The following is a 12,974-nucleotide window of genomic DNA, read 5'->3' on the forward strand; positions in this document are numbered from 1 at the left end:
TGGTTAGGAGTGAAGGTATACTATGCTACATAATTTAAAAATAAATCCCGTTTTTTTTGAACCTGTATTGAAGCGTATCAAGACCTTTGAAATCCGCAAAAATGATAGGGATTTTCATGTAGGTGATACAATTAATTTAAATGAATGGGATAATGAGCGAAAAGAATATACAGGAAGAAGCATAGCGATAGAAATTTTGTATATTACAGATTACGAACAAAAAGAGGGTTATGTAGTTTTTAGTTTTAAAATAGTATAGTATTTTTATTTCATAATCTTAACAAGGCGTATATTTAATTTTTTGTTTGGGTTTCTCTTGATATTAAAGGAATATAATTAGTCGACTTAAAGGCTATTTTATTTTTGCGTAACTATCACAGTTAATAAAGAGAAAATAAAAACATAAATTTAAAAACCCACCTAATCGTAATGATAGGTGGGTTTTTAAATTGTGTAGACGCCCACAATTTGCCCACAAAGTATTCAATTAAAAACCTACGAAATCGTATCTTTAATATATCAATAATATAAAAGAAATATCTATATCATGGTTTTAAAAAGTAATTCTTAATATAACTTACCGTAGAAAAAAATGAAAAGGTATGGTGAGTTTACAACTTACTACAAAAATAAATTTAAAGGTAAAATACCAATCGTTCATTTTTTTACCGTAACAGAATATAGACAAAAAACTTTAGAGCAGTTTGCAATGAAGAATGGCGTTTATGTGAAGGTGTATGTTGTCCCAGAGTTTCAATAAAAAAAGTGCTAACAAGTTTGCAAACGAACTTGCTAACACCTATACAAAATAGACATAATTTATCGCTGATATGTCGTCTTTGAAAATAGCTTTAATCAGTTAAATCACACTTATATGAAATGCTCATAAAAATAGCCTTAATATCAAGAATATAACCATCCAGACATTCCTTTGCTGTTAAGACGAAAACGGGGTATGGTATTAATTTCTACTCCAGAATTTGCATCGAATAATAAAAAGTCACGGTTTGTAAAACTAAAAGTACAACAAGCTACAAACGGTATAAAGTGGATCAAGATATTTAGAAATTTAAAAGAGGATTTTCATATAGGTGGAGAAGTTGAATTAGAGCATATTCTTCAATATCCGAAAGATTATATGCTAGGGGCAAATATTAGGGTGTTGCTTCCATACAATGAGAAAATATATAAAGTTCAAGGTACTAAAATAAAACCAGGTATAAAAGTAAAGGAAAGAGAGTATCTATTTAAAGGGTTTCAGCAAAAATTTTCCTACTTCAGATTACTACCAGAATGTAAAAGAATAGCAATAAATAATGAAAATGAATTATTCCCTTTAATTGCTCCAAAAGGATTAGAGACTATAACGTTAGAAATATGGTCTGAAAAAATATCGATGGAAGTAGAACAAGCATTATTTGAAAGTGAAATTGTGATAGCGCAAATTGGTGAGTCATCATATGTATTGAATGCAGATTCTCCAGTATTGTTAAAAATAGTAAGGTATAATATTGAAAAAGTATTGCAAAACCCATATAAAATGCAATATTGCCAGAAATACAAAACAAACCTAGTAGAGGATGTTATGAAAGCGGTTTATGCTACTGCAGGTAAGTGTAATGATGCGGCATTGGCGTTAATCGCAATGAAAAATTGTGATGGGCGTGAAAAGATTGATCCAAAGCAAATCGTTAGAGAAGGGTTTGCACGAACAAACCGTATTTCGGCATTTATTAATTTATTTGTAGGCCAAAATGTATCTCGTAAAACAATTATAAATTGTATTCTTAGTTTATTAGAACAAAGAGGATTTTTGAAACGTAGTTGGAATAAGATAAATTTACCTTGTACATATGTTAATTTATCAATTGAACGAATCTCGAAATTTGATTTCTTACCTATTATTTCACAAATAAAAGGTAAAGAAATTTCATATAAATTATATGGGAATACAGAGTGGCAAACGATTGATCGTTTATTATTAAATATAAATAAACATAATATCTTTTTACCGCAGCCTTCAAAAAGAAATGACATGGGAATTCAATTTAAACAATTTGTTTCTGAAACATTAACGGGAATTTTACAATATGCAAAAGAGCAAAATGAGCAAGTATATTTCATTATAGATGCGAGTTTAAGAAAACATTGGATAAAAGAGTTACAAAATAATAAAATTGATATAGATACTTTCCCTGAGATTGTTCCGGATGTGTTAAAGGTTCCAAACTTAAATATTATTAGAATAAATACATCTTTTGATGTACCAAAATACGGTGCAATAGAATGTGATGATGTACTCGATTGTACGAGTTTATATGTAGATCCTAAAGGAATGTATTATAGCACTGGTGAGTATTCGTTTAATGGTAGTGAAACATTGCAGCGATACATACTCGAAATTTTACCGCTAGGTGTAAAAGCTGTAGAAAAGAATTATATTGCCAAAATGGTACATTACATGTGCTGTAATTCAAGTATGCTTTTGGAAAAGAATATACACATGCCGTATTCCATGCATATGGCGAAAGTAATAAAAAGCTATATGACTGATATAGATGCAAGAGAGTTTAAAGAGTTTGATGATGAATTGGATGTAGATATAATGAAAATAGAAAAGAAAGATTCAATTATGTTTCTTTAAATAATAGTAGACAAATCCTGTTCATTATATCGATCAGGATTTGTCATTTTTTCATGTAAATAAGGATATCTTTTGTCATGTATCTTTTCTTTTATGTATTTACTTTATTTACATACAGGATTAAGATGTTTTTTAGAAATAAAAAACTACATCAAATGCAAAAGCAGTATGAATTGATTCAAAAGAAATTTGAAAGGAATGAGGAATTGTGAAGAAATTAGATGTGCTATTAATGTTATTGAGCGGCCTCTTTCCAATTGCAGGAATTATAAAGCAAATCCCACTAGAACGGTCTTTATATATTGGAGGCCTTTTATTTTTTACTAGTTTCGGTAGTTATTTTGCGAAAAAAATATATTCACGCATATGTAGCTGGATAGCGTATGCTCCATTTATAACACTACTGTTAGTCATTTGGCATCAAGATATTTCAATAAGTTCAATAATAGCGAATGCGAAAATTGCCGCATGTGTCGCTTTAATTCCGTGTCTATTCCGTTTTCGTACATATGGACTTACATTCGGTTTAGTCTCATTATGGGCCGCTTTACTATGGGATATTAAAGAAGTACAGTCATTAGTCATACTTGAACGTATGTCGAGTTTAATGACGAGCCATTACTTGTATATTCTCCTTTTAATTGGGGGACTTATATTAGGTGGGTTACTTGCGATGTTATTGCACCGAAAAGAGGAAGATAATAATAAAGAAAATATTAGTCTATTTAAACAAAAAAAGAAAAGAAAAAGACTATTATTTAAGATTCGTCTTCCAAGATTACCAAAATTTAAGATGAAGTTATTTAAGTTTGGTGGAAAAGTATCAAAACGAAAAACACCAGAAAAAATACGTGAGCATAATTACGAAGAATCAGCTCCAGCTGCAACATATGAAACGCCAGAGCAAATACATCAATATAAAGAAGGTACTGTTCAAGGGCAAACGAGGATGGAACGTCGTAGAAATAGGTATAATGCATAAGAAATTTCAGTAAACCCTTTAATGATTTATCATTGAATTGATAAATCATTAAAGGGTTTTTTATGTAATTAAATATAGATTGCTAATTAGGAATTCATAGCATAATCTAAAGTTGGGGACTTAAATAAAATAATGGGAGGACAAAATGCTTATTATTACATATTTTGCCGTCTGCATATTATTCTTAGTTAGCTTTTTACATGTTTACTGGGCTTTTGGAGGTAAGTGGGCGACGAATAGTGTCATTCCAACAAAATCTGGAGAAAAGGCGTTTACACCAGGTTTAGGAGTGACATTGTTCATTGCATTATTATTAAGTATGGCAGCAATGATTTTATTGCAACAAACAAATATAGTTCATTTTGCATTTCCTAATATTATTGTTCAAATGGGATCCTGGGTTAGTATGGTTGTTTTTTTCATAAGAGTAATTGGTGAGTTTCGTTATTTTGGTATTTTTAAACGCGAAAAAGATACGCATTTTGCTAGAATGGATACCGTTTTATTTATACCACTTTGTGCATTTCTATCTTTATCCTTCTTATTAGCAATTATAACGTGAATATATAAATATACGGGTATTAAATAAGCGGCCTCTGTGCAATCAGAAGCCGCTTGTTTCGTGTGGTTACATTTTATTGCAAAAATATAACCAACAATATTTTAATACTGTATTACAAAGTAAAGCGATGTATACAACTCTAATTAAGAGGATGGATTGCTTCTAGTTGGTAAGCAGTGAAAAAATTATTACAATAATGTAAGGTTTATGTAATGATAATCGATAGTAAATTAAAGTGTTTGAGTGTATTTTTAATATGGTTTAAAAGTACTGTTTATCTATAAGGATAAATAATATTTAATTAGGAAGTGTAATTAAATGATTGAGATTAAATCTATTATTCATTCATACAAACTAAAGAGAAGAATAGCTAGGGATTTATACGGCACCAGGGATGAATTGACGATATTATTAAATGAATTTAATAATATGAAATGTACAGTTGTATCTGAAAAAAAGGAAAATTGCATGCTAACTCGTTTACAATTAATTTATCAAAATATGAACTTAGATAAACAGTTTCCTCTTCCCCTTGCTTTACATAACAAGTTTTTGGAGCGATTAGAAAATGAATCTCTTCAAACTATTGAGGGTTGTATATCGTATCTGCATTTAATGTTAGATATAAATTATGAGAAAATAAGACATTATGGATCGAGCACAAGTAGGTCATTTGTTCCATTATCGCAATCTTCTATTTGTCTTGCTGATTGTATTTGTTTAACAGGATTTGTATTAGGAGTACTAGGAACAGTGACATTTGGAGGGTTAATATTATCTGTATGTTCGCTTACATAAAGAAAAAAGAACACTCACTTAAGGTGTTCTTTTTTAGTTATTTAGAAGAGCTTCTGAGATAGGAAACATTGATTCAAATGTATAAGTTCATTTTTATCATGTTGTGTAACTTAAAAAGGAAAGTATCAGAAAATGCTTATTTTGAATGAATATAAACAGCGGCTATTCGGGATCCGTATTAGAATGCTTAGAATTGGTCAAAAAATGTCGTGTGAAATGTAAATAAAAAAGGACAAGCAGTCGTATCTGCTGTCCTTAAAAGGAGAAAAGTCTTTTGATAAAGAACTACGAATAAACAGAAAAACTGCTTGTAATTAATTTTACCCTAAATATACATGTCTATACAAAAAAGGGATAAGTAAAAAATACTTATCCGAGGAAGGGAAATCCAAAACACCAAAATGGCTTGCATTGGTATGCAGGTTCAAAAGTAGTATATGTAAAACGAAAAATCTCATACAAAAGCAGACAAGTAAAAGTGTTGTTTGCTAGAGAATCTAATGAATGAGCCAACTTTTCACGCTTCTTTTCCCATGTCAAGAAGATCGAAAATTGAAGGATCTACCTGCTTTCAGTGGAATGTATCTATTACGGTATATATGAAATTATTCAGTTAATCAGTAAAAAAAGGCGAAAGAAGATAATGAATAGTACACAATTACGCGGAATATAAAAGGGACATAACTGAAAGGAAAGAAGTGGGATATATTTTTGGTTTCTATGAATGATGTATTTTCTTCATTTTCTTTGTCCCCAAAATACAACTAATAATTGCGAGTAATGCATTTGAAGAAATGAAATTTACGGTCCAATAAATTCCTGTTCCAGCAATTAAATCGATAATAATAAATTTTTTAATTGCCGAACCTTTTACTACATAAAAAACAAATTGATTGTTATTCAATGCTTTCACATCCCTTATCTTTTTTTTAATATATGACAAGGCATGCTTGTTTTAGTCTTAATGTTAATAAACCAATATGACTTAGAAGAAGCTAATAAAGCAATTATAAATAAAGGATAATTATTGGAAGTTACATTCTTAACTTCAGTGAAAAGAGTTCAAAATTATAATTTTTCCTGCGTTACTGATAAAATATTATATTTTACTTAAGGGTTTATGCGGAAAATTTGATAAAAAATTCTTTAATTAAAAGTATAATTCCAAGCAGAAACAAGACTTCAATAGAGAACCAAAACATACTTTTTTGAGGCTTTTTAAATTCCATAATAATAGATGAAAACAAAAAAATAGCAATAAGTATAATAATTAAGAGGCGAATTATATCAGCCATTAATAACACTCCTAATATTTAATCAATACTATTATATAATTCTTTCTAAAGATGTAGAATGCTAGAAACGTTTGATTGTAATTTTAATAAAAAGAATAAGAGGTGTAGATTGGCTGTTTTTCTTAAAGTCATTTTAAACGTGTTATGGGATGTGATAAACCATACTTTAATAAAAAAGGATGTAAGCGTATTCTTATCGAATTATAGATAATTAAGAGAGGCGGTGACACTATGAAGTATGTAAAAGTCAGTATGAATGGTGGAAGTGAGCACAAATTCTCAATGACTTTAGAACGATTTGAAGAACTTATTACTACAGAGAAAGGGTTATTAGAAAATAAATTAGTTTGTATTGAAAATGTAATGATTAATCCTACTAATATATCTTCTGTAGTTGAAAAAATTGGTGTACCTGCTAAGTTTATGGAAGTTTAAAGGTGATTAGAGAAAAAACATCCATGGGGATGTTTTTTGTTTATAAATAAAGCAATTTTAAAATGTAAGAATGAGCAGGTTTTATTAGTAATAATGTAGGAAGGCCTTTTATAGCGAGTTAGTTATCCAATGTGTATGTATCTATCTGGCATCTGGATATTGTGTTTTTTTATGCACAATATAATAAGTACAAGCATATAGTATGTAATAGGACAAGATCTTCGTGTCCGAATCAATACTCAGAAAAAACCTCTAATCACACTAGGGCATCCAATAGCAGGGTGCTCTTATTTTTTATGAAAAATGTAGCTCTACAACGGTTTCGTTTCAATTATAGTTTTCTTTAACCTTTGATTTTAAATTTATCTTTTACGTTAATAAATATTAAGAATAAAATGATAGCAATAATTAAATTAGACAAATAGAAATTTTGGTGAAACAGTAGTTCAAAGATAACATCAAGTGTATATAAGAAAGCCACAGCAGGTAATATACAAATAAATATAAATCTCCAATTTTTTAGATAATGTTTATAAGTAGTAAGTACTTTCTCCATTAATATTGCTCCTGTAGTTTTTATTTTCTATATAATTATACATTTAAATAAAAAGATTTACAAAGTATTTAAAATTTATTTAGCAACTATTGTGATTTCGTGTGATTGATAACGGGGAAGCGAAAAAATATTTTAGGTCTATAGCTTGAGGAGGAGATGGAGAAAGATTTTATTAAAAACTTAGATAGCTGCATAAATCAGTGTAAGAAATGATTTGACTAAAAAGCTTTTAAAGAACGATAGTAAAATGATACACTATAATCTACGTTATTTTGAAATGAATAGAGGGATTTACGTGATAGATAAAATTAAAAACGTTGTTGAGGATATGTATGAAGATGAAGCAAAACATTTACTTCAAAGTATTCTAATACAGTTAGATGTATTAGACGGGAATTATAACGAAGATATGGTAAAAAATTTAACGAGTATTCCTAAGCAATTAACGAGTGATACAACTCAGGAAAAGAACATAAGAGAAAGTATACACATTCATATCGCTTTTGATGATTCAACAGCCGGTTGTTTAAAATATATGTTGAAACAGGAAGGGTTACTCGAGGAGAGTGTGGTTTCATTCTCTGAATTCTTTTCAATTGGGCCAATACATCAATTACATACAAATGAAGGTCAATTAGCAAGAAAAGAGTGGTTAGTAAATAACTTAACCTCTTATGATAGTTATTTTGAAGATGAGTATTTACCAAGATATAAGGAAACTGTAGAAGTTCTGCATTCAATTCCGAATGAAACACCAATTACCATTTGGAAGGCAGATAACGCACATGAACATGTAGGTCTATGTTTTGTATTGACACAATTAAAAGATAAGAAAAACATTCGAGTTATTAATACGTCTGAAGCAAGTAAAGAAATATTAAAACAAGAGTATGATATTCGTGGAACTGGAGAATTAGCGCCTGAAAGTTTAGCTCTAATTCAAAAAAGTTTTGTAGAATTGCCTTATTTAACTGTGGAGAAACGTATGCAGTTTGAACATGAGTGGGATAGTCTATCGAAAAGTACGGAATTTTTAAGAGTTTGGACAGACAATGAAGTGCATTCTGTACAAGAAGATTATTTTGATCAATTTATAATTGAATGTGCGAAAAGTGTAGGTGCTGATCAAGAATTTCTAAAAGCTCCGAGAGTAATTGGTGAAGCACTTGGTCTTGTAGAGCAGTTAGTTGGCGATACGTTTTTAGAATATCGCTTAAAGGAATTAATTAAACAAGAAGTATTTGAATTTGTAGGTTCACTAGAAGAAATGCGCTTTTATAGTGTAAAGTTAAGGAAATAATAAATACATTTTATGTTTAAAAACCTCGTATTATTAAGAATACGAGGTTTTTAAATTGAAGTTGGGCTATAACATAAGCTTCCTTTAGAGGGCATATCACATATGAATGTTAAAGGTACTGAATGAAAAGAAGGTGATTTGTTAATATGTATAACCAACAAAATTATCCATATGATCAAGCGATGTATTATCAACCACAAAACTACGGATATGAATCTACAAATGAAGTGAGAAATATGGAACAAGAAGATTATAGACCAGATGATGCGGAAGATGCTCCAACGTCACCACCACCGTCACAAGCTCCATCATTACCATCTACATTTGCTTCTCCAGCACAAGCAGGTAATATGAAATCATGGATGTGTAACTGTTTAGGAAGATGGGGATATTTACGTTTACATCGTCCTGGACCTTTCGGAAGAGACTTATGGTTCTTTCCGACTGAAGTGAGAAGAAACGGAGTATCAGGTTACACTTGGCAAGGTGGTCGTCGTCGTAAAGTAAGTTACCGCTATCAACAAATTAGTAATTTTATGTGTTTCGCATAAAAAAAGTGAGAGAGTAAAATTATTTTACTCTCTCACTTTTTTTATTTTTCAATATACGAAGTAAGATTTTGATTAAAAATTAACAATTTTCACGTTTTTATTAGAGTATAATGCATATGTTGGTTGGTTTTCAAAAACAAATGAGAGTGAGGGAATACAATGTCAATGAAAAATAAAGTTGGGCTAAGAATAGAGGATGGCATTAATTTAGCTTCAGCTCAGTTTAAAGAAGATGCGTATGAAATCTATAAAGAATCTAGAAAAATGCAACCTATCTTATTTGTGAATAAAACTGAATTAGGTGCAGAGTGGCTTATTACAAGATATGAAGATGCTTTGCCACTTTTAAAAGATAGTCGCTTAAAAAAAGATCCGGCCAATGTCTTTTCTCAAGATACATTGAATGTGTTTCTTACTGTTGACAATGGTGATCATTTAACGACGCACATGTTAAATTCAGATCCACCAAACCACAATCGTTTACGATCACTTGTACAAAAAGTTTTCACACCGAAGATGATCGCGCAATTGGAAGGAAGAATTCAGCATATCGCAGATGATTTATTGAACGAAGTCGAGCGAAAAGGTTCATTAAACCTTGTTGATGATTATTCATTTCCTTTACCGATCATTGTGATAAGTGAAATGCTTGGCATTCCAAAAGAGGATCAAGCGAAATTTAGAATTTGGTCTCATGCTGTCATTGCTTATCCAGAAACACCAGAAGAAATAAAAGAAACTGAAAAGCAACTATCTGAGTTTATTACATATCTTCAATATTTAGTTGATATGAAACGAAAAGAGCCGAAAGAAGACTTGGTTAGTGCTTTAATACTTGCAGAGAGTGAAGGGCATAAACTTAGCGCTCGGGAACTATATTCAATGATAATGTTACTAATTGTGGCAGGACACGAGACAACGGTAAATTTAATAACAAATACAGTATTAGCACTTCTTGAAAATCCGAATCAATTACAGTTATTAAAAGAAAATCCAAAATTAATTGATGCAGCTATTGAAGAAGGATTACGATATTATTCTCCAGTTGAGGTAACGACTTCAAGATGGGCAGATGAATCTTTTCAAATTCACGACCAAACAATTCAAAAAGGGGATATGGTTGTCATTGCATTAGCTTCGGCAAACCGTGATGAAACAGTATTTGAAAAACCAGAAATATTCGATATTACTCGGGAAAATAATCGTCATATTGCCTTTGGACATGGTAGCCATTTTTGCTTAGGAGCTCCACTTGCTAGGTTAGAAGCAAAGATTGCTATCACTACTTTATTTAAGCGAATGCCTGAACTACAAATAAAAGATAACCGTGATGAAATCAAATGGCAAGGTAATTATTTAATGCGTTCTTTAGAGGAATTACCATTAACATTCTAGAATATTTATTGTAAGACATGCATACATTGAAAATGATTTACATAGAGTATGTATGTGTAATTTAAATTCGAAACGGAAGGGTGAATACATCCCAATGATCAACTAATTCTATTTGTAAGAGATCTTCGTTAAAAAACGAAATATTCTTCTGAATAGGATTAGTATGTACATTTATAGAAAAGGGATGTATTTCGCTCTGTGAAAATATAGTCTTTTCATATGATTTGTGCTGCCTCCTGTTCAGAACATGAAATAGGAGGCTTTTTTATGTCGACAAATGTAGTAACAAAACAAAATACCGGGGTATCGCAAGTATTAAAAAATCGGTTTGTGCAAGGAATTCTAGCATCAGCATTATTTTTGCAAATAGGAATATGGGTTCGAAACTTTGCGGTATTACTATACGTAATGGAAATGACAAAAGGTGATGCTTTTGCTATTTCGATGATTTCAGTTGCTGAGTTTGCTCCAATTTTCATCTTTTCCTTTATTGGCGGAACTTTTGCTGATAGGTGGAAGCCAAAGAAGACAATGATATGGTGTGAAACGTTAAGTTCTATTTCAGTATTTGCTGTATTAATTACTCTTATGTTTGGTACGTGGAAAATTGTGTTTTTTGTCACGCTTATTTCTGCAATCCTTTCGCAGTTTTCTCAACCATCTGGAATGAAATTATTTAAACAACATTTATCAACGGAACAAATCCAATTAGCGATGTCTATATATCAAACAATATTTGCGATTTTTATGGTGTTAGGACCGATTCTTGGAACATTTATTTTTCATAGTTTTGGAATTTATATTTCAATCATCATAACAGGTATCGCTTTTTTACTTGCGGCAGCTGTGTTGTTATTTCTTCCTAAAGATCTTGAGAATGATAATGAGAAGAAAGAAATCACTCTATTACAGGAAATGCTGGACGGTATTAAATACGTGAAAAAGAAAAAAGCATTAACTTTACTAGGGCTTTGTTTTATGGCAGCAGGACTAGGTATAGGATTAATTCAGCCATTAGGTATATTTATTGTGACTGAGCAGTTAGGGCTGTCAAAAGAGAGTTTACAATGGTTACTGACAGTCAATGGTGCAGGGATGATTGTTGGTGGAGCTTTAGCGATGGTATTTGCGAAAAATGTTGCTCCGCAAAAGATGTTAATTGTAGGGATGCTCGGTCAGGCGATTGGTATTGGTATTATAGGTTATTCGACAAATTTATGGGTGACACTTACAGCACAACTTTTTAGCGGTTTAGCTCTTCCTTGTATCCAAATTGGTATTAATACGCTCATCATTCAAAATAGCGATACTGATTTTATTGGTCGTGTAAATGGTATTTTAAGTCCACTATTCACAGGTTCAATGGTAGTAACGATGAGTATTGCTGGCTCATTAAAGGAAATGTTTTCATTAAGTATGATGTATGAAGGAACGGCTTTCCTTTTTATAATTGGATTATTGTTTATTTTACCTATATACAATTTAAAGCCAACGATAGCAATAGAAAGTGAAATAAGTGGTAAAGGAAGTGCTATACAAAATGAATCCTAATCCAAATGTTAAATACCCTATTGAAGGAAATCAAAACGTCCATTTTATAAAAAACACAATAACAAAAGCTAATATACTTGTTGGAGACTATTCATATTATGATGCGAAAGATGGAGAAACATTTGAAGATCGAGTATTACATCATTATGAATTTCTTGGAGATCGCCTTATCCTTGGAAAGTTTTGTTGTATTGCAAATGGAGTTACCTTTATTATGAACGGAGCGAATCATCGAATGGATGGATTTTCGGCATATCCATTTAATATATTTGGAAATGGGTGGGAGAAGTATACACCTAATTTGTCTAATTTACCTTACAAAGGTGATACAGTTATAGGAAATGACGTTTGGATCGGTATGGATACAACGATTATGCCTGGAATAAAAATAGGGGATGGTGCAATAATAGCAGCTAAATCTGTTGTGACTAGAGACGTCGCACCATATACAATTGTTGGTGGAAACCCTGCAAATAAAATAAAGGAACGATTTACAAATACAATAATAGAAGAATTATTGCAAATTCAATGGTGGCATTTTGATATTGAAAAAATAACTGAAAATATAAGTGCTATTGTACAAGGGAATATAGAGCCATTAAGAAAGCTAAAAAGGGAATAAAAAATGCATAACAAAGAGTATCATACCTCCGAATTTTGTTAATGATAATAGAACAAGGAGGTGTGATACTATGGCACAAGACGTTTTATGTGAAGTAAACAACTGTAAATTTTGGGCTAACGGCAATAAATGTAGTGCAGATGCAATTTATGTTGTAAGTCATAAAGGTAAACAAGCATCTACAACGGAAGAAACAGATTGCAAAACTTTTGATCCAGAAGTATAAATTTTTTTAAGGGTAACCAAATCGTGGTTGCCCTTTTATTAATTATAGTATTGATAA

14 protein-coding genes and 2 pseudogenes are annotated in these 12,974 nt (G+C 31.0%); 13 read left to right on the top strand and 3 right to left on the bottom strand.

What is annotated here, in order from left to right; all coding sequences use genetic code 11:
• The first annotated feature begins 22 nt into the window (after window positions 1–22).
• The 6 genes and pseudogenes from ACYVEC_RS16095 to ACYVEC_RS16120 all read left to right on the top strand — a co-directional run bounded on the left by ACYVEC_RS16095 (window position 23) and on the right by ACYVEC_RS16120 (window position 4,986).
• Complete coding sequence (locus ACYVEC_RS16095) at window positions 23–259, top strand: DUF3850 domain-containing protein (protein WP_431113469.1); 237 nt, start codon at window positions 23–25, stop codon at window positions 257–259.
• 327 nt (window positions 260–586) lie between these two features.
• A pseudogene (locus tag ACYVEC_RS16100) lies at window positions 587–760 on the top strand (replication-relaxation family protein); the annotation flags it as partial.
• Between the two features lie 141 nt (window positions 761–901).
• Window positions 902–2,644 (top strand): annotated as a pseudogene (locus ACYVEC_RS16105) (RNaseH domain-containing protein); the annotation flags it as partial.
• A gap of 208 nt (window positions 2,645–2,852) precedes the next feature.
• Window positions 2,853–3,626 (top strand): DUF3959 family protein, encoded by a 774-nt coding sequence (locus ACYVEC_RS16110; protein ID WP_063223520.1) that lies wholly within the window; start codon window positions 2,853–2,855, stop codon window positions 3,624–3,626.
• Between the two features lie 145 nt (window positions 3,627–3,771).
• Entirely contained in the window at window positions 3,772–4,188 is a 417-nt protein-coding gene (locus ACYVEC_RS16115; protein ID WP_063223519.1) for a DUF3995 domain-containing protein, read from the top strand.
• A 318-nt stretch (window positions 4,189–4,506) separates the two neighbouring features.
• Window positions 4,507–4,986, top strand: coding sequence for a hypothetical protein (locus tag ACYVEC_RS16120; RefSeq protein ID WP_063223518.1), 480 nt, complete (start codon window positions 4,507–4,509; stop codon window positions 4,984–4,986).
• A 718-nt stretch (window positions 4,987–5,704) separates the two neighbouring features.
• On the opposite strand, the gene ACYVEC_RS16125 is transcribed toward ACYVEC_RS16120, so the two are convergent.
• On the bottom strand, window positions 5,705–5,890 hold the full coding sequence (locus ACYVEC_RS16125) for a hypothetical protein (protein ID WP_063223517.1): 186 nt from the start codon (window positions 5,888–5,890) through the stop codon (window positions 5,705–5,707).
• Window positions 5,891–6,104: 214 nt separating this feature from the next.
• Complete coding sequence (locus tag ACYVEC_RS16130) at window positions 6,105–6,281, bottom strand: hypothetical protein (RefSeq protein WP_162840209.1); 177 nt, start codon at window positions 6,279–6,281, stop codon at window positions 6,105–6,107.
• Window positions 6,282–6,512: 231 nt separating this feature from the next.
• On the opposite strand from ACYVEC_RS16130, the gene ACYVEC_RS16135 reads away from it, so the two are divergent.
• Window positions 6,513–6,716, top strand: coding sequence for a hypothetical protein (locus ACYVEC_RS16135; protein WP_063223516.1), 204 nt, complete (start codon window positions 6,513–6,515; stop codon window positions 6,714–6,716).
• A gap of 343 nt (window positions 6,717–7,059) precedes the next feature.
• Here the strand turns inward: ACYVEC_RS16135 and ACYVEC_RS16140 are convergent, their stop codons facing one another.
• Complete coding sequence (locus ACYVEC_RS16140; RefSeq protein ID WP_063223515.1) at window positions 7,060–7,272, bottom strand: hypothetical protein; 213 nt, start codon at window positions 7,270–7,272, stop codon at window positions 7,060–7,062.
• Window positions 7,273–7,567: 295 nt separating this feature from the next.
• Here ACYVEC_RS16140 and ACYVEC_RS16145 point away from each other — a divergent pair, with 295 nt between their 5' ends.
• The 6 genes from ACYVEC_RS16145 to ACYVEC_RS16170 all read left to right on the top strand — a co-directional run bounded on the left by ACYVEC_RS16145 (window position 7,568) and on the right by ACYVEC_RS16170 (window position 12,917).
• Window positions 7,568–8,572, top strand: coding sequence for a DUF1835 domain-containing protein (locus tag ACYVEC_RS16145; RefSeq protein WP_460507260.1), 1,005 nt, complete (start codon window positions 7,568–7,570; stop codon window positions 8,570–8,572).
• 146 nt (window positions 8,573–8,718) lie between these two features.
• Window positions 8,719–9,123, top strand: coding sequence for a hypothetical protein (locus ACYVEC_RS16150; protein ID WP_098555042.1), 405 nt, complete (start codon window positions 8,719–8,721; stop codon window positions 9,121–9,123).
• A gap of 159 nt (window positions 9,124–9,282) precedes the next feature.
• Window positions 9,283–10,518: a cytochrome P450 gene (gene cypA, locus ACYVEC_RS16155; protein WP_063223512.1), complete on the top strand. Its 1,236-nt coding sequence runs from the start codon at window positions 9,283–9,285 to the stop codon at window positions 10,516–10,518.
• Between the two features lie 267 nt (window positions 10,519–10,785).
• The gene (locus ACYVEC_RS16160; RefSeq protein WP_063223511.1) at window positions 10,786–12,069 is read left to right on the top strand and encodes an MFS transporter; all 1,284 of its coding nucleotides are present in this window, start codon (window positions 10,786–10,788) and stop codon (window positions 12,067–12,069) included.
• A complete protein-coding gene (locus ACYVEC_RS16165; RefSeq protein WP_063223510.1) occupies window positions 12,059–12,691 on the top strand; it encodes a Vat family streptogramin A O-acetyltransferase in 633 nt (210 codons plus the stop codon). Before ACYVEC_RS16160 ends, ACYVEC_RS16165 begins: the two co-directional genes overlap by 11 nt.
• Window positions 12,692–12,761: 70 nt before the next feature.
• Window positions 12,762–12,917 (top strand): DUF1540 domain-containing protein, encoded by a 156-nt coding sequence (locus tag ACYVEC_RS16170; protein WP_000046091.1) that lies wholly within the window; start codon window positions 12,762–12,764, stop codon window positions 12,915–12,917.
• Window positions 12,918–12,974 lie beyond the last annotated feature (57 nt).

The organism is Bacillus sp. MN7755 (assembly GCF_054771475.1).